At 37.5% G+C, this 16,676-nt stretch carries 13 protein-coding genes and 1 pseudogene; 4 read left to right on the top strand and 10 right to left on the bottom strand.

Annotated elements, in window-relative coordinates; all coding sequences use genetic code 11:
• Positions 1 to 8 precede the first annotated feature (8 nt).
• Together ACQ4MX_RS01000 and ACQ4MX_RS00995 are read right to left on the bottom strand one after the other, a co-directional pair.
• Positions 9 to 1,985 (bottom strand): hypothetical protein, encoded by a 1,977-nt coding sequence (locus ACQ4MX_RS01000; RefSeq protein ID WP_023988765.1) that lies wholly within the window; start codon positions 1,983 to 1,985, stop codon positions 9 to 11.
• Positions 1,963 to 2,634 carry a TnsA endonuclease N-terminal domain-containing protein gene (locus tag ACQ4MX_RS00995; RefSeq protein WP_158451769.1) on the bottom strand — a complete coding sequence of 224 codons (672 nt, stop codon included), beginning with the start codon at positions 2,632 to 2,634 and terminating at the stop codon, positions 1,963 to 1,965. Before ACQ4MX_RS00995 ends, ACQ4MX_RS01000 begins: the two co-directional genes overlap by 23 nt.
• A 741-nt stretch (positions 2,635 to 3,375) precedes the next feature.
• Between ACQ4MX_RS00995 and ACQ4MX_RS00990 the strand changes: the two genes are divergently transcribed.
• Complete coding sequence (locus ACQ4MX_RS00990) at positions 3,376 to 3,627, top strand: helix-turn-helix transcriptional regulator (protein WP_431088823.1); 252 nt, start codon at positions 3,376 to 3,378, stop codon at positions 3,625 to 3,627.
• 10 nt (positions 3,628 to 3,637) lie between these two features.
• On the opposite strand, the gene ACQ4MX_RS00985 is transcribed toward ACQ4MX_RS00990, so the two are convergent.
• A complete protein-coding gene (locus ACQ4MX_RS00985; RefSeq protein WP_431088822.1) occupies positions 3,638 to 3,964 on the bottom strand; it encodes a hypothetical protein in 327 nt (108 codons plus the stop codon).
• Positions 3,965 to 4,096: 132 nt separating this feature from the next.
• Between ACQ4MX_RS00985 and ACQ4MX_RS00980 the strand changes: the two genes are divergently transcribed.
• The 3 genes and pseudogenes from ACQ4MX_RS00980 to ACQ4MX_RS00970 all read left to right on the top strand — a co-directional run bounded on the left by ACQ4MX_RS00980 (position 4,097) and on the right by ACQ4MX_RS00970 (position 7,166).
• Positions 4,097 to 4,441 carry a helix-turn-helix domain-containing protein gene (locus tag ACQ4MX_RS00980; RefSeq protein ID WP_322172211.1) on the top strand — a complete coding sequence of 115 codons (345 nt, stop codon included), beginning with the start codon at positions 4,097 to 4,099 and terminating at the stop codon, positions 4,439 to 4,441.
• 84 nt (positions 4,442 to 4,525) lie between these two features.
• Positions 4,526 to 5,350 carry a Ku protein gene (locus tag ACQ4MX_RS00975; protein WP_431088820.1) on the top strand — a complete coding sequence of 275 codons (825 nt, stop codon included), beginning with the start codon at positions 4,526 to 4,528 and terminating at the stop codon, positions 5,348 to 5,350.
• An 862-nt stretch (positions 5,351 to 6,212) separates the two neighbouring features.
• Positions 6,213 to 7,166, top strand: a pseudogene (locus ACQ4MX_RS00970) (cation diffusion facilitator family transporter).
• A 115-nt stretch (positions 7,167 to 7,281) separates the two neighbouring features.
• On the opposite strand, the gene ACQ4MX_RS00965 reads toward ACQ4MX_RS00970, so the two are convergent.
• The 7 genes from ACQ4MX_RS00965 to ACQ4MX_RS00935 all read right to left on the bottom strand — a co-directional run bounded on the left by ACQ4MX_RS00965 (position 7,282) and on the right by ACQ4MX_RS00935 (position 16,636).
• Entirely contained in the window at positions 7,282 to 8,979 is a 1,698-nt protein-coding gene (locus ACQ4MX_RS00965; RefSeq protein WP_431088818.1) for a UvrD-helicase domain-containing protein, read from the bottom strand.
• Positions 8,964 to 11,042, bottom strand: coding sequence for an ATP-dependent nuclease (locus tag ACQ4MX_RS00960; RefSeq protein ID WP_431088816.1), 2,079 nt, complete (start codon positions 11,040 to 11,042; stop codon positions 8,964 to 8,966). The genes ACQ4MX_RS00965 and ACQ4MX_RS00960 overlap by 16 nt, the downstream gene beginning before the upstream one ends.
• Before the next feature lie 565 nt (positions 11,043 to 11,607).
• Positions 11,608 to 11,772 (bottom strand): hypothetical protein, encoded by a 165-nt coding sequence (locus ACQ4MX_RS00955; RefSeq protein ID WP_431088815.1) that lies wholly within the window; start codon positions 11,770 to 11,772, stop codon positions 11,608 to 11,610.
• Complete coding sequence (locus tag ACQ4MX_RS00950; protein WP_431088814.1) at positions 11,769 to 11,999, bottom strand: alpha-L-rhamnosidase N-terminal domain-containing protein; 231 nt, start codon at positions 11,997 to 11,999, stop codon at positions 11,769 to 11,771. The genes ACQ4MX_RS00955 and ACQ4MX_RS00950 overlap by 4 nt, the downstream gene beginning before the upstream one ends.
• Positions 12,000 to 12,267: 268 nt before the next feature.
• Entirely contained in the window at positions 12,268 to 12,426 is a 159-nt protein-coding gene (locus ACQ4MX_RS00945) for a hypothetical protein (RefSeq protein WP_431088813.1), read from the bottom strand.
• A gap of 414 nt (positions 12,427 to 12,840) precedes the next feature.
• Entirely contained in the window at positions 12,841 to 13,740 is a 900-nt protein-coding gene (locus ACQ4MX_RS00940) for a nucleoside hydrolase (RefSeq protein WP_341062304.1), read from the bottom strand.
• A 376-nt stretch (positions 13,741 to 14,116) separates the two neighbouring features.
• Entirely contained in the window at positions 14,117 to 16,636 is a 2,520-nt protein-coding gene (locus ACQ4MX_RS00935) for a glycoside hydrolase family 3 N-terminal domain-containing protein (protein ID WP_431088811.1), read from the bottom strand.
• Positions 16,637 to 16,676: the final 40 nt, after the last annotated feature.

The following is a 16,676-nucleotide window of genomic DNA, read 5'->3' as shown; positions in this document are numbered from 1 at the left end:
ACTCCTTTCTAATAAGTAATGGTTTTGTACCTTTTTGTAGAGGTTGATGTTTTTTGGACCAGAATCTTTTCTTGTAATTCTCTTGCTTTATCTAGTTCTGCTAAATTTTTATGTTCTTGAGCTAATAACTTATTTTGATTCGGGGAATTACTTTCTTCTTCTGCTTGTCGAATAACTTGTTGGACTTTTGCTATTCGATTTCCTGAGCCTTTCTTCTTTTCCGTTTCTTTTGCGATTAGATATTCATGGTAAACAAAAATCGGATCGTCCCACTGTGTAAAATGAATGAGTTTATTCTTTTTTAGCAGATTAATGGCTTTTCGTATCTGTAAAGTATGCGGTGTTAATGACCATTTACCAGCCGCAACGAGCTCTCCAAACTCACTACCATCTGGGAGAAACACTCTGATCGTACGAAGATCATCTACATTTATGTGTACATTAACCTTTGTACCAATTAAATGAGCAGATTTTACTAGTAATTCATTACGGTATTCAACTCCCATATATTCGATGTAAGGACGCTTTCCCGAGGAAATACTACCTCGAATAGTTCTAGGTTGTTCGACTTGTGTAAACAGAAATTCTGTACGCTTTGATTCATTTAACAATCTGGGTTTCATTCCTTTCTTGAGTCTTTGATCCAGTGCTTCAAGTGGTGAATTATAAAACAATGCCCCGTGTGGAGTGCCATTATAATTTGAAATAACAACATCGACGATTTCCTCTAAATGTTCAAATGTCATTTCATAACGGATGGCCATTTTTTCAGGATCTTTCCTACGGGGATCTTTTGGATGACTTCCGGTGGTATTTGCCATCCGTTGAATACTACTGGAAGTAAAGGTATTATGAAATCTTTCAATGAAAGAACGTCTCATTGGCCTATCAACTGCACCAATACAAGTTGTACATCCTATTAAATTGCTTAAGCGTTCCCTAACCATTTGAGCAAGATGAGATTTGGCATTGTCAAAATAAATGACATCCCATACCGCCCATTCAATCTCAGGAAATTGTTCAGATGGGTATCCCCCTGTTGGCTGATATGACAGACCGTCTATTGTTAAATTCTTTTTCTTAAATGGCATAATCGCTTTTTTGGCAGCGATCATTACATCACTTGCGTTATACTCCTTGTTAAGACAAATGTGAGGTCTTCCAATAACGTTTCGAGTTGCGCGGTCTGTAAAACTCAATAGCCAAAGTCTGTCTAAAGTTAAAACTGCGTCATCTCCTTCCAATGTTTTCACCTTTATAACAAAAATGCCGTCAATTCTATGGCCATCAAACTCAACCTTTTGATAAGGGGTTATATTTTGAGGATAATTCTGTTGGCCTACCCCCGAATTTTTAGCTTTTTGTTCAGCATCATGTCCGAATCGCGAAGCAGCCTTGCCAAAGTGAATATCCCTAAGGTTCTCTAAGTATCTACATAGCGATCTATACCCCAAAGTATCAGTGTTAAATGGATAAGAACTTCTAGGAATACCTGCTTCTTTGCATCTATCCACAAATTTTTTATGTATGTATTTAGGTTTCATAACCGGTTCAGTTAACTTTTTTTTTCGACCAAAAAACAAGTCATCTATTTCATCTCTAATTTGTGGATATTTATCAAGTAATAAATTGAATTCCCCTGTTTTTCTTGATACATTACTTTTTTTAGATAGTGGGTCTAATTCATATTTTTTTATATTTTTTCCCGGTATCAGGGCTCTATACCCCCATGGAAGAGCATTTTCATCGTAAGAAATACAACGATTATATAAACGTATCAGATTTCTACGATCGATACCCGTGCATGAAAAGATTTCCTTCAGACTCTTCTCATTGTTTACATAAAGATCGATTGCTTCTTTTCGCTTTAGAAATAATATTCTTTTCTCTTCGTTAAGCAACGTCTCATCTACTTTAAACCAAAGGTCACGATCCATTTGAGTTTGTGACAAGCCGCCTCTATCAAAAACTTTCACTCGACTCATTCAACTGCACCTCCGTTTGCGTGGAAATAATACATTCATTAATATTTACATCAATAATTCCTCTGTAAAAAAGCCATATACATGCATCATGAATATCTTTAAAGGGGATGTTGGACTGCTCAGTCAATGTTTTTAAGCTTAGCCGCTCAGAAGTTAAAATTTTTATGATCTCCTCGGTACATTTAGGTTGGGCGTTATTTTTCACGACAGAGATAATCTTTAATCTATTTTCCAACTCTAAGTAGTTCTTTCTTAGATCTTTGTCTGTAACAATTTCATGCAAAATTCCATTATTATCGCACCAAATTTTCTGTGCCTCTATTTGTTTCAATGTTCGAGAGTTACGTGGATTTTCAGCATTTAACTCGGATTCATATTTAACCTCACAACATTTTATAGTTCCATTTTTCATCTGAACCCACATATCAAAAATACTTGTATGTAGCTCACCATTAAAAACATAGCTGATTTTAGGATATTGTTCACAATAAGTTTCCACATCTGGCGTAGTTTCAATTCGTATCCAATGGTCAAATTCTAGATCACTATAAAGCGTGACCTCCCTCATCCCCACTTTAGGTCCGAGTGAAGTCCAATAATTATTACCGTATTTAGAACTCCGGGGTACGATATTTGGTGTGTACATCATTATCATCACCTTTCAAGACTTTTATTTCCTAATTCCTGAATAATAAACATTTTAAATGAACCACTTTTAAATACAGGATATATTCTTCATTCTATTCTTCTAAATGGTTTGAATAGTATTTATGGAAACACCATTGAATTTGTGTATGTCTCGATTTTTCATATATTTTTATTAATTGATTCAATACAAAAATCCTCTGCATCGTATTCTCACAAAAGAAATTGAGTTGCCGATAATAATAGTTAATTTCTTTGCGATACGGATTAGGTAAGATTTGATTTTTTTCATAAATCTCTAGCAGCTGTAAGTGGAATTTGTATACATTCTTTATACTCATTCATGCAACCTCCTAACAATTTATCATGAATATTTAGTTGCATTCATAAATTTAGAATCTTGGACTTTCTAAAGTTAAAAATTTAAGTAGTTTATTTGTACATTATATTTTGTTAAACGAATCATGAAGCTTATCTTGGCAGGCAGTGTTATAGACATCGTTCAACAGGTTAAGACTTTTTCAGTCATGTTTATATCAGATACTTTGAACTTCCTCTACTCCATCTGAGAAATAAATAGACCTAACACAAAATAGCGAATACTATCTTCTTTTGATCTCACACTTATTTTTATACCAACTTCATTATTATCTTTTTGTACAGTATATAATTTCGATAAATTAGATAGACTAATAAAGTAGATTCATAGAGAAAAGTGTTAGAAAAATGAGGGGAGACGATCGCAATGGATTTGTACAGAATCATCGGTTTTAACATTAGATGTAAAAGAAAACTTTTGAGGATGACTCAAACACAATTAGGGTTAGCTGTTGACCTATCTCGAACGGCGATTAGCAATATAGAAAGTGGCAAACACCATGTCCAGATTCATACCCTATTTAAAATTGCACAAGTACTTGATACGTCGATACAATCGCTGCTAAATAATACTTTACATGATTTACCGCCTACTAAATTAGCCAACAAAACTATCTAATATTTGGGTTTTACCTAAGCATTTGCTTAGCAAATTTTAACTGGGCTCTTAGATTTCTAATTGCTTCATAATAAGCATCAAGTACTTGCTCGTTTACTGAAACTCTTTTATCAATAACATATGCTAAGTCAACAAAATCAAAATTAACTATTATTAATATATCGAGATTCTTCTCAAAAAATAGAACGGGGATCTTCCACTCTCCGTTTTTTTGTGCATCCTCAAAATGCTGGTATTTCATTAGTATTTTGCTACTGTAACACAAGCCTGCAAATTTTAATCCTTGTCCAGTAACGGCGGCCATTCCAATTCCTAATTCCTTCTTTTTATGTCTCATTTCATCACCTCAATTCAAGTATGGACAATTTTTTTGTGATTGATACGTTAACATATCATTTAAGACATTTGACCCATATACACTAATGTATTCACCTTCACAGTTTGTATACACTGAGTCTGAGGTGTAGCAATGAAGGAACCGATATTGGTTGCAGTTGGAAAACGGGTCCGTGAACTTAGGACAAAAAAGGGATTCTCACAAGAGGAACTTGGTGAGAAGGCAGGGTTTCATTTTTCTTATATTGGTGGTCTAGAGCGGGCAGAAAAAAATATTACATTACTAAACCTGCAGAAGATTGCAAACGCGCTTGATGTTCAAGTTTTAGACTTGTTTTTATATAGCAAGTACATAAAGAATGAAAAGACTAAGAAAGATCAACTATTAAATCAATTGCATACAAAATTATTTGATATGAATAGCTCTGAATTAATTAAAATTCAATTGCTGGTTTCTCAGATCTTCGACAATAAATAAACCGCTCAACCAATTAGGTTAGCGGTTTATTTATTATTTGAAAAGGGAATAATCTCCTTTATGAATATCGGGAGGTTATTACAAATGCATACCATTTGGAAAGGCACGGTCGAATTTGGTTTGGTACATATCCCTGTAAAGTTATATGCAGCTACAGAGGAGAAAGAATTTTCCCTTCAGTTACTACATAAAGGGTGTCATGGTACAGTTAAGAATCAACGTTATTGTTCAAGTTGTGAAAAAAAGCTGAGTTCAGAAGATTTAATTAAGGGATATAAATTAGATAACAACCAGTTTTTAATTTTTGAAAAAGAGGAATTGGAGCAAATACATGAAGATTCAAAAAGAATAAATATTATTCAATTTATTAAAGAGACATCAGTGGACTTAATGTTCACACAGAAGGTCTACTACCTTGGTCCAGAAGATAGCTACACAGATGCATACAGTCTTTTTATTAAGGCATTGGAAGTTACTAAACGTGTAGCAGTTGCTAAAATAACGATAAGATCAAGTACAAAACTTTGCATACTTAAACCAATGAACGGATCATTTATCCAATTGTCTACCATGTACTACCCAAATGAAATACGTCCTTCTGAACGTATACCGAATTTGCCTAGCGAAGCACAAATAGATTCGGATCAATTACAGTTAGCTCAGCAGTTAATAAAGAACCTCTCCTCTTCTAAAACCGATGAATCCCAATTTATAAATGTCGGGCAAGTTCGAATGCAGTCGTTAATACAATCTAAAATTTCTGGACAAGAAGTAATCCAAATAGATTCAGAAAAGAATGAGTCACATCACATTATTGATTTAATGGAAGCTCTTCAAACGAGCATTACTCTTCTCTCAAATCCATCAACTAAGAAAAACAAACAAAAGAAAAAAGAGAGTGCATCATAAATAAAAAGAACTCATTAACAAAAATGAGTTCTTTTTATTTCATGAATTGTAGGATTAAAAAAAATTATAGTTATATATAGCGCATTATAATTTGATTTCTTAAAGAATTTTTGCTACGAACATTTGTAAAATTCATTCGTACTTTTCTTAAGGAATGCTTCCTTTCTATTCACTATTTACATTTCAATATCTAATTTGTACATATTATTCTGACCTGTACAGAGTAACTGTTCTTCTTAGTGTATATTGCTCCTCCAAAAGTTAGCGGCGACTGTTCACCTTGGCTGATTGCAGACGGACATTTTCCTGTGTTGACAGCTTGACAAAATATTGAACATTACCAACTGTTCTCTGGATCTGCATCATAAACATTTTTTATTTGATTAACTTATTTACTGTGGTAAGAAGTTCATCTACTACGTCATGGTCATCTTCTTTAATCAGTCCCTTTACTCCAATTCCTCGCATTTGTTCTTCTATTCGATTCAAACCTTACTTATACTGTGTGTTTAACTGTATTGGAGTGGTTGTTCTGAATGGACCAGTGTATCAGTGGATAAACAAGCCTGATTGCTTGTTTCTATTTTTTGAATTCGACGGTCCTACTCGACTTCTTAAAGCTGTTTAAAACATCCTCTCTTTATATACACCGTAAAATAAATACACTAAAACAACGTTAGACCTATTAACCACTTTCTCAATACGGAAGTGCTTTAATGCTTTATAAAACTTCAAAGGCAACAAAATACTGATGTTGCGCCATGCTTCACTTGAAGTGTAGATTTTCCCCACATATAAGTGAAGTCAATAAAACATATGAACAGTTGTTCATGTGTTAATAAAATAAAAAGCTGGGATATGTATGGCAGGACATGATCATAGTCATGGGCATGGACACAACAACAAAAAAGTTTTGCTGATCTCCTTCATTATCATCACTACTTACATGCTGGTCGAAGCTTTTGGTGGATTTATTACCAATAGTTTAGCTTTGCTCTCGGATGCAGGTCATATGTTATCGGATTCTCTTGCGTTGGCGATCGCTTTGCTCGCGTTTAAGTTTGGAGAGAAAGCTGTCAATAAGGGAAAAACCTTTGGTTACAGGAGATTTGAAATATTGGCTGCAATGCTAAACGGTATTACTCTGATTGCGATTGCCTTATACATTTTTTACGAAGCGATTGAACGGTTTATAAATCCGCCAGAAGTGGCTACAGTAGGGATGCTAGTTATCAGTATTATTGGCCTGTTCATTAATATACTCGTTGCCTGGATTATGATGCGAGGTAGCGATACAGAGCACAACCTGAATATGAGAGGTGCTTAGCTGCACGTCCTCAGCGATATGCTGGGATCTGCTGGAGCGATTATTGCCGCTCTTCTGATGATGTTCTTCGGATGGGGTTGGGCAGACCCACTTGCTAGTGTAATTGTCGCAGTACTTGTCCTTCGCAGTGGTTACTTTGTTAGTAAGCCTTCCCTGCATGTGCTTATGGAAGGAACACCCCGTAACATTGATGTAGAGGAAGTCGTACAATCCATTTCGCAGTTCGAAGGTGTGAAAGCCGTACATGATGTGCATATTTGGTCAATTACTAGCAACTTAAACGCTCTGACTGCGCATATCGTAGTTGATGGAAATAAAACAGTGTATGAAACCGAGGCCCTACTGCACAGTATCGAGCATATGCTGGAGCATAAGAACATTCCTCACTCTACTTTGCAGATCGAGTCCGAACAGCATAGACACGATGAATCCATTTTGTGCACTATAGAATCAGGTGTGCCGGATGCACATGCCCATCATAACCATTAATAAAAGGAGGACTGTTTTGACTTTTTTGGAGCGGCTGAGTCCTCGACCGCTCCCTTAAGTACCAATGCACTCCTTGGAAATTTGCTCTGTCGACTAAGATCCAAGGCAAAACGGGTTATTCCTTCTTAAATGGAGCGAGCGTGAATATAACACATAGTTCACTAAGTTTTTTTGCTGCACTTGGCGACAAACTTGGCACGCAGAAAAACAAATTAGATTTTGCTCTACTTACAGCCACATAATAAACTCGATGGTCTTCTTTATTAGACACATCAGGATTTAAAAGGAAACCGAGTTCTCTCTCTTCAGAATATTTTTGCTTATTTGGAAGAACATTAACCAGTACATTTTCAAATTCACTTCCTTTTGCTTGATGAATTGTTCGATCGAACCCATGATTTTCTTGGTTTTGAATCAATAAAGCAAGTTCTGAATATTTTTTGCTTTTATAAAAGACCTCTATTTTGGTTGGTTTTTTCCTTATTGCGATTACTGGTATATCTATATTTAGGCTCACAATCTTCTCATACAATTTTTGGATGGGTTCGTCCTTGTACGTAGGATATTCAGCTAACATCTGCTGAATGATCTCTAATGCTCTTCTTTTGTCACTTATTCCAATGGTGCTCCTGCTTATTTCCTGAATAGCTTTTTTAAAATTTAATAAACGTGCATATTCTATTGCTTTAATAAAAGAAATCATGATTTTTCTCCGGTCACTAGTTGAATCATTTTCAGTAAAAACAGATTCGAGTGTCTCGAATGTAATAAAGTCATCATAATCAATTTTATCCCTCAAAGAGTTAGCCTTAATGTTGGAAAATGAGAGTGTGTAAAGATCTTCAGTATTAAGTAAATTATGAATGTATTTAACGGCCTTCAAAGGATGACCTATTAAAATAGTTGGTAAATTACCCTGTTTATTTTCCGGACTTCTTTGAATAATATCAGAACGAATAGTATTTAAAAGATTTATAATTTGTTCTGTACTTCTGTGGTTATATTCCATTTTATAGAACGAGATATTCTCTAAATTAAATTTTTCAAATTGTTTAACATCAGAGCCCTTAAAACCATAAATGGATTGAGCTGCATCTCCAATAACACCTACAATAGTTTCTTTTTCTGCAATTTTTTTTATTATTCTTGTTTGCAAAGGGCTCGTATCTTGAAACTCATCTATGAAGATATATGGAAATTTAGAACGAATTACTCTCAAAACATCAGGATAGTCATGCATTATTTCCCAAGCAAAAGCTAGTACATCATCGTAATGGAGAATTCCTTTTTCCCAAAACATCTGCTTGTATCTATACAGGCTATTATGCATATCAACTTTTCGACCCTTGATGTGAAGTTTACATTCATTATCATTATCAATGGACCAAAATAAATGTTTCACCACATCGACGTTGGATAGTTTGTATTGTCTCTCCAAAGCAGAAGTTTTTTTAAAGAATCCTGATATTAAATGATCAGAAGGGCCTTTAAGTTTATCAATATCAATTTTATGTTTCCTGCTGATTAGAGGTATAAAAGGTCTTACTACATGCAGAAATAAAAAACTATGGATAGTACATACTTCAACGTGATCATGTTCATTGGAAAGTCTCTTTAGAATAGTTTCAACACCAATATTAGTATAGGTAATACAAGCCATCTTCTTATTTCGTCCTAAGCGCTCGGACTTATGTAATATATGCTGAATATGGTTGATTAAAAATCGTGTTTTACCCGCCCCAGGTCCAGCTATGACTTTAAAGTGAGTTTCAATTGGAATTGCAGAGTCAGCAGTTATCATTTTGAAATCCATACGATCGCATCCTTTATATATTGTGGAACATGAAATGGTTTCTTATCAACATCTTCTAAGTTTTGCTCCAAATTGAAGGCAAGCTCATATGCGTTCTCTCCCTTACTGATCGAGCTAAGGTATCTAGCAGCTAGAACATGCTCCTTTTTATCGTCGTGGTTATACTTAGCAATACTATCGGTGATTCTAGTGTGAAATCCCCCCTTTTTTCCCATTCGTTCTAAAATAGACTCGAATGATTCCCTATTATTATAAAGTTCAAATAAATCAACAAGTTCTTTATAGTTAGTCATATTTTTAGTAAGAATCAAAAAATTACCGGGATTCTCATAGCACAATGAATATTCGAAGGTTTTACCTTGATTGATTTTTTGGGAGAAACAACGGATATTATAAGGCTGTATTTGGTACACTAACTGATTAGTACATGGAAAATAAGTATAATAAATTGGCTCTGTATACATTTCGAAAGGGTAGCATTTTGTATCCTTATCTAAATTAGTTTTATCTGAGTCATCTTTTGAATTTTGTATTTCAGCAATTCTAACTGGATCTAAGTCAGTAATACAAGCGACCTTTTTATGCAAAGTGAATTTTTGACTAGTATTAAAAAGCTTTAGAAAATGATCAAAGTATCTCCCATTAACATTGATTACTGCAACATGGTCACCTTCTAAATCGTAACCAAGATATTTCGCAAATAAAGACATAGTTAATTGTTCTGCCAATCCTTCAACAAAGATTATAGATTTTGCAAACAGCATATCAGATTTAGTGGTATCAAGAAATCTCTCAACATAGGCTTTACCCTTTGGGTCATTATCAAAAATTCTCCCCAGATATGCTATGTTAAGTTGATTCTTATCAGTTCGATGAAAACACATAATTTCATCTAAAGAGACAGCTGAAGTAATATTAGGTGAATGAGTCGTTATGAAAATTTGTCTAGCTTTACTTTTGCCGTTTTCCCTAAGAAATTTTAAAAATTTATATTGCATAGCTGGATGTAAATGAGCTTCAGGCTCTTCAATTACTAAAATAGGAAATGTCTTCGCATTGCTTCCTAAATAATCACCAGATGCATCTTTTTGCATCTTAGAAAGTAATAAAGACATAAAAATAAGATTATTATAGCCTAAGCCATTATGAGTGGCCGGTATAGTTATACCAGTTTCGTATTTTACAATTAATCTAAGTGCAGAATATAATTCTGAATCCAAAATATTCCCATCAAAATCAGGCACAGCGTTTCCAAAAGAGGCTCCAGTATCATGAGCGTAACTTAACATCTCTTTCTTACCATGCTCCATACGATCTTGTAGTGTTTTTATAAGAGCAGCTGCATTAACAGAAAAATCTTTTTTTAATTTTTCAATTTCTTCTTCTTGTGTTTTTCTATTTATGCCTTTTTGATCATTATTCTTTATTTCATAATCCATAAAAAAATCAATAACTTCTCTCAAAAGAGTGTTTTTTCCAGTATATAAATCACGTTCTACGTCACGAATTGCATCAATGAACTGAAAATCAATTTTTTTTAGAGACTCATTTTCAGCAGCCTGCTTCAATAAAGCATCACCACCGTAAATACTTGACTTATATTTCCTTAAAAATTTATGCTTAATAATGAGCCAATAGTCTTCTATGTTTTTAGAACTTACATTTTTCATTGCATTGATATAATCTTCTTCCTCTTTTTCTGGTAAATAGAATAAGTAAGTCAATTTTGCTTGGTATGGTTTTTTAAGCTGGATAAGCCAGTTCGATACTGTTACTAAATCCTCTGAAAATTCCTCCTCATTTTTGGATTCAGTAAAAATTAATGAAATGGTTACCTTAGGAGAATTTTTTTTGAGATCATTGATTGTAACTTCCTTGTTAAAATCATCCACACTCAGCTTTTTGGATGATCCTACACTGAGAACTAATTCAAGAGCTTTAAGCAAGTTAGATTTTCCAGAATTATTATGACCTATAATTACATTCATACCCTCATTAAAGTTTATAGTAGTATTAATTTTAAAGTTTCGAAAGTTTTCTATGGAAATACTTGATATATACATAAATATTCTCCTAACATTAATATGGTTAAAAAAGTAGATCATTTTAACTATGAATGCAGTAAATTATACCTAATATGAACGAAATAGTTTGTCGTTTTATGTCGTATCAACAAAATAAGCTTGGTATTATTTGAAATTTCCTTTGGAGTGCTATGCGCCCGGCAGTCATAACGTCAGCAAAATTCAAGCCTTTACCGTCCTGATTCCAGGTCCCCTCAACATTTTGCCCCTCCCTATAGAAAATCATCTGGAAAAATGTGTTTAATCATAGATAGTCCCCTTTCAATTCATGTTTTTCATCTGTAAGCCCCTTCATTAAGGACCTTAAAATGCGGTTGTTCTATGCAAGCGCCGTCATTTCAAATATAGTTGAAGTGCTTTTTGATAAATCTTCAATAGATTTTGACTTTCAGTTATTCATATGACGACTTTCTGTTTTTCCAGTCAGTCCTATTTTCAAAGTGTAGCAAATCATTGGAAAGAAAAAGGATGTTCCCACAGAGGAAACATCCCGCAAAACGCTTAGAATCATTGCTGCAAACCGCAAATGGAATGAGAAGTTACCTTAGCGCAGTGCCTTTAATTTCACATCCAGCTCGTCGAGCATGCTCGCATCCATGGGATAGTAAGAGGCAAAATCCCTTACCGAAGCGTCTCGAACTTTATACCAAAGCGCCGTCCATTCCGTATCGGACTTCAGGACTTCCGACGTTCCGTCGGCGTGCGTCACCCAAATCTCGCACAGAGCGCGAACTCGTTGCCATATAACTCCTTGGAATGACCATCGAACCCGAAGCGGCTTTTGTATAACCCGTTGCCGAGGCTGACCTCCACCCGGTTATCGCCCTCGCGCAGCAACTCCGTAACGTCGTACGTCTGGTACTGCAGCCACTTGTGGTAGGCGTTGAAGTGCGGGGTGAAATATTCGTCGCCGGCCTTCATGCCGTTAATCTGCATCTCGTACAATCCGAGACCGCAGACGTACGCCCGCGCGGAAGCGAAAGCCGATGTAGTTAACAACGTCTTTTTCGAGAAATTCTATAAAATTAAGCTTCATGTCAGCCAATTTATGAAGCGAATCAATAAGCATCCGATGGAAACGATAGATCGCCTGCTTGTCAGGTTATGATCTTAATTGCGGTTTAAATAGAGAGACTATTTTTACTTGCTGATATCATTTCCTCCAGTCTGTTCCAAAGAAAATCATGTTCACCTCGCAGCAATCTTAATTTCCCTGTGAGAAGTATTTAGAGTTATCACCACTAATCCGAATATCTCCAAACGAATTAAACACTCGCAGATCGACGCTGATACAAGTAGCGTGCTCTGGCAACATAAATCGCGGGCATTCAAATAGTCCATGCCCCTTAAGCTTCTTCCCCATGATGTCATCTCCTAAGCTGATTGACTGATCGGTGACCACGCAAGTACGTTATCTGCCCTAAATGTCCGAGGCTGATTACTGTTAAGGTGATCATCCCATCACGAACTTCACGAAAAAAATCAACTGTTCGATCTAAAGTAGCGAATCAATTTCTGCCATTAACCTCTTTACGGCGTTTAAAGGAAGAATGTAGTGACCTTCTGAAAAGATTGCTTTTTCAGAGTAATTTTGAATTAAAAATTACTTATAAATTTTCTAACAAATAACAAAACACAAGGAGATAGACCTCAAAAGCAGTAACCACTTTACCAGATGGTCCCATATATCATCATAGTACTCGTAATGAAAATCACCCACATTATATTTGATTTGATGTTGATCTCCTTCTGGATAGTGGCTGTAGTGGGTATCATTTCACCCGTAATGGAGCTGCAATTTTGCATACATATCCTCTAAGGTAAACCTTGAATCGATATGATTGTACCAACGAACCAGACGCTCTGACTGGTCATGAACGTACCGCATATCACTGGTGATTCGTGGTGCAGGCTTCATTTCGTAAAAGAACTCATGATCGTCAAGTAATACACTGACAGCTGGGGAATCGCCAAGACACCATCTTTCTCCTTTCGGCCAGTCCTCTGTCAAGCAAATGCGATGATTGAATTCTACCAACTGCTCGAATAAATACGCTCCGATCTTACCATAAGGCTTAACTTTGACAGCAAGTTCTGCAATACTTACTCGAATGGTCGAATAAACATTGCATGGAATTACCCAAAGTGGGATATTGGAACGAAAAACCACATTCGCTGCAGCAATGTCATTACTTAAGTTAAACTCAAAATCACCGTTAGGCCAAGGTCCGCCTCCAATCCAAACGGCAGTAAACCTGCCTGCAATCTCCGGACAAGCCAGGTACGCTGAAGCCAAATCTGTGATTGCTCCAAGAAAAATAACATAGAGGGGCTGTCGATCGTCCAACATGGCCTCACGAATAATGAGTTCAGCTCCCTCAGACATCGTAGGAGTGTTCTCATTGGGTATCGATCTTTCTGTCCCTTTGAACACCGGCACCTCATCATTCATATTCATCAAGTCAAGCAAGTTAATGATTTCGTCATAGCTCTCCTGCATTGAAGCCGTTGTCCGTCTTTCACCAAAATGTGCAGCAATGATCCCTTTCAGATTAAATCGAGGCGTCAACAAAGCATGAACGATCGCATACTGATCGTCTGCCTCATTCTTAGCATCAGTGTTAATAATAAGACGTATTTTTTTTGACTCTGGCACTTCAAATGGATGCGTTAACAATTCACTTCTCTTCCTCATCTTAAACAGAATATATTTTGATCTTGGCCGATAAATGTACTCCACTCAATAGTCAAATACAAAATCGAGGACTGAATTAACTGGAAATATTGCAACTGTGTTACATAAGACTCATAGCGAGCGCTTTATAAAATAATTAAGTGTTATAGGCTTCTATCGGCACATTTCCTGCTTCGCTATCTTTGAACAAATTTATAAACAGCGGTATATGAATGTTAACAAGGAAGTCACTACCCTTCCCCAATGTAAAAATGGACCAGCTGAAACAATCAGAACTCCCTCTCTACTTCGCTAATCCTTCCACAGGATCGGACCCAGCAGCATCGTAGAGAAGGACCTTTCCAATACCAGAACTCGTTTAAGGCAGAAGTTCGAATGACGCTTCTTTCACATCGCGAGAACTCGATCCGATATAAACCTTGAACTTCCCCGGTTCGGCCTCATATTTTCGATCCGAATTCCAAAAAGCCAAATCCGCTTCGGCGATGGTGAAGCGGATTTCTTGTGCTTCGCCTGCGGCTAATGTCACCTTTTGGAACCCCTTAAGCTCCTTCACTGGACGGACCACACTGCCATGAAGGTCCTGAATGTACAACTGGACGGTCTCCTCTCCCTGTATCATACCTGTATTGGTAATCGTCACGTTGGCAGTAATTGTCTCTGAAGCATTCATCTGCGATTGGGATAACCAAATTGCCGAATACTCGAACGTCGTATAGCTTAGCCCGTAACCAAAAGGATACAGGGGATCATTAGAACCATCTATATACTTGGAAAAGAACTTTAAATGCTTATTGCTTTCCGTTACAGGCCTCCCAGTGCTAAAGTGATTGTAGTATACTGGTACTTGTCCGGCATGAGCGGGGAAACTCATCGTTAGTTTGCCGGACGGATTATAATTGCCAAAGAGCACATCTGCTATGGCATGCCCGGCTTGAGATCCAAGGAACCATGTCTCCACGATGGCGTCCATATGATGCTCAAACCAATCCAGCACAAGAGGACGTCCATTTGTTAGAACCAATACGGTCGGTTTGCCTGCCTTAACAACTGCCTCCGCTAGTTCTTGTTGAGCCTTCGGCAGCGTAATATCCATGCGGGATGCAGCCTCGCCAGACATTTCACTGTTCTCACCAAGGGCAAGAATAACGATGTCGGCTTGTTCCGCCGCAGAAGCTGCCCGCTCCAGTCCTCCTACAATCGCTTCCTCAACCTTGCATCCTTCTTCGAGCAAAAGATCTACCGCCGGTACTCCCTGTTCTTCAATCCCTTGCCAGAGCGTAACGGTTTCATTCGCATATCGGGACCACTGCCACGGTCCCAGCAGATCCTTGCTATCACTGAATGGACCAATTACAGCTATCTTTCGTTCCTTGCTTGTAATCGGGAGCAAGCCGTTATTTTTCAACAAAACGATGGATTTCTGCGCCAGACTTCGACTCGCTGTCAGATGACTCGGATGGAAGTGAGATTCCTTTTCTATTTCCGGGCGTACATAACGGAACGGGTCATCCATAATGCCGATCTTATACTTAAAAGTCAAAATCCGACGTACCGCTTGGTCCAATTGTTCTTCCGTAACGAGTCCCTGTTCGATCAATTCATGTAAATGATCATAAGAACGAGTCACCATCTCAATATCCAACGTTGCATCAAGAGCCTTTTTTGCTGCTTCTTTGCTATCCCTTGCGTACCCATGAGCGACGATTTCGTCAATGGAGCCGTAGTCGGAAATCAATATACCGTCAAAGCCCAGCTCTCCTCTCAGTACATCGTTAAGGAGGTAGCGGTTTCCTGCCACAGGAACCCCCTGGTACGTATTAAAGGCATTCATCACCGACCCGGCGCCCGATTCAATCCCCGCCTTGAAGGGCGGTAAGTAAACATTCCGCAAGGTACCTTCCGAAATATCTACCGTATTGTAATCTCTTCCTGCCTCGGCAGCTCCGTATGCAATAAAATGCTTTAAACAAGCAATGAGTGTATCAGGATCGTGTAAACTGTTACCTTGATAGCCTTCTACTTGAGCTTTGGCGATTAGACTTCCCAGATAAGGATCTTCGCCTGCGCCCTCTACGACGCGACCCCAACGCGGGTCTCTCGTAACATCGACCATCGGTCCATGGTTATATGTGATACCGCTGGCGGTAGCCTCTTTTGCGGCAATCGCACAAGCTTCCCTGATAGATTCCAAGTCCCAACTGCAGGACCAAGCAAGCGGCACGGGAAATACCGTCTGAAACCCATGTATAACGTCAAAATTAAATAGCAACGGAATACTATGCGGGGATTGCTCCACCGCTATTTTTTGGAGTTCGAACACTCTGCGACCCGTTACGGCCGACAGAACTGAACCAGCCCGGCCTTCTGCAACCAGTTTTTCCGGTGTGTCAGACGCAAGCTCTGATCCAAGCGAAAGGTTTGTAGACATACACTGACTCATTTGACCAATCTTATCAGTAATGGACATCTTGCTGAGAAGAGCTTCAACGGATAGGTAAATCTCTGTATCGTCGCGTTGCTTTACATCATGCTTCCGATAAGGAGCGATTTCGGAAATGAGCGTATCCGCGAGCGATGGGCCAGGCCCTTTCACACCTTTTACGAAGAATGCTTCCTGGAAGGGAATCTTGATCCTGCCCTGAAACTCTTCATCATTAAATGTCAGTTCAAATTCAAGCGTTTCATTTGGTACAAATGATGATACTCCCTTGGCCTGAAGCATGTTGCCTTCTACAGTCAACGCAGTGATTTCGATTGGAAACGGAAACGGTTCCAGAACAACTGATAATACATAAGTTTCTTTCTTTTCAATGATAAATTGCATTTTAATCGTGGATTGAGGCGTTTGGTGCAGAAAACTCCAAGTACCAATCATGCTGTCAACTCCTCTACAAATTTTCAAATCTACCTTTCAC

This window comes from Paenibacillus sp. 8b26, assembly GCF_050626875.1.
Taxonomy (GTDB): domain Bacteria; phylum Bacillota; class Bacilli; order Paenibacillales; family Paenibacillaceae; genus Paenibacillus.
Note: the sequence above shows the minus strand (reverse complement) of the source record. Positions and strands in the feature narration are given on the sequence as shown.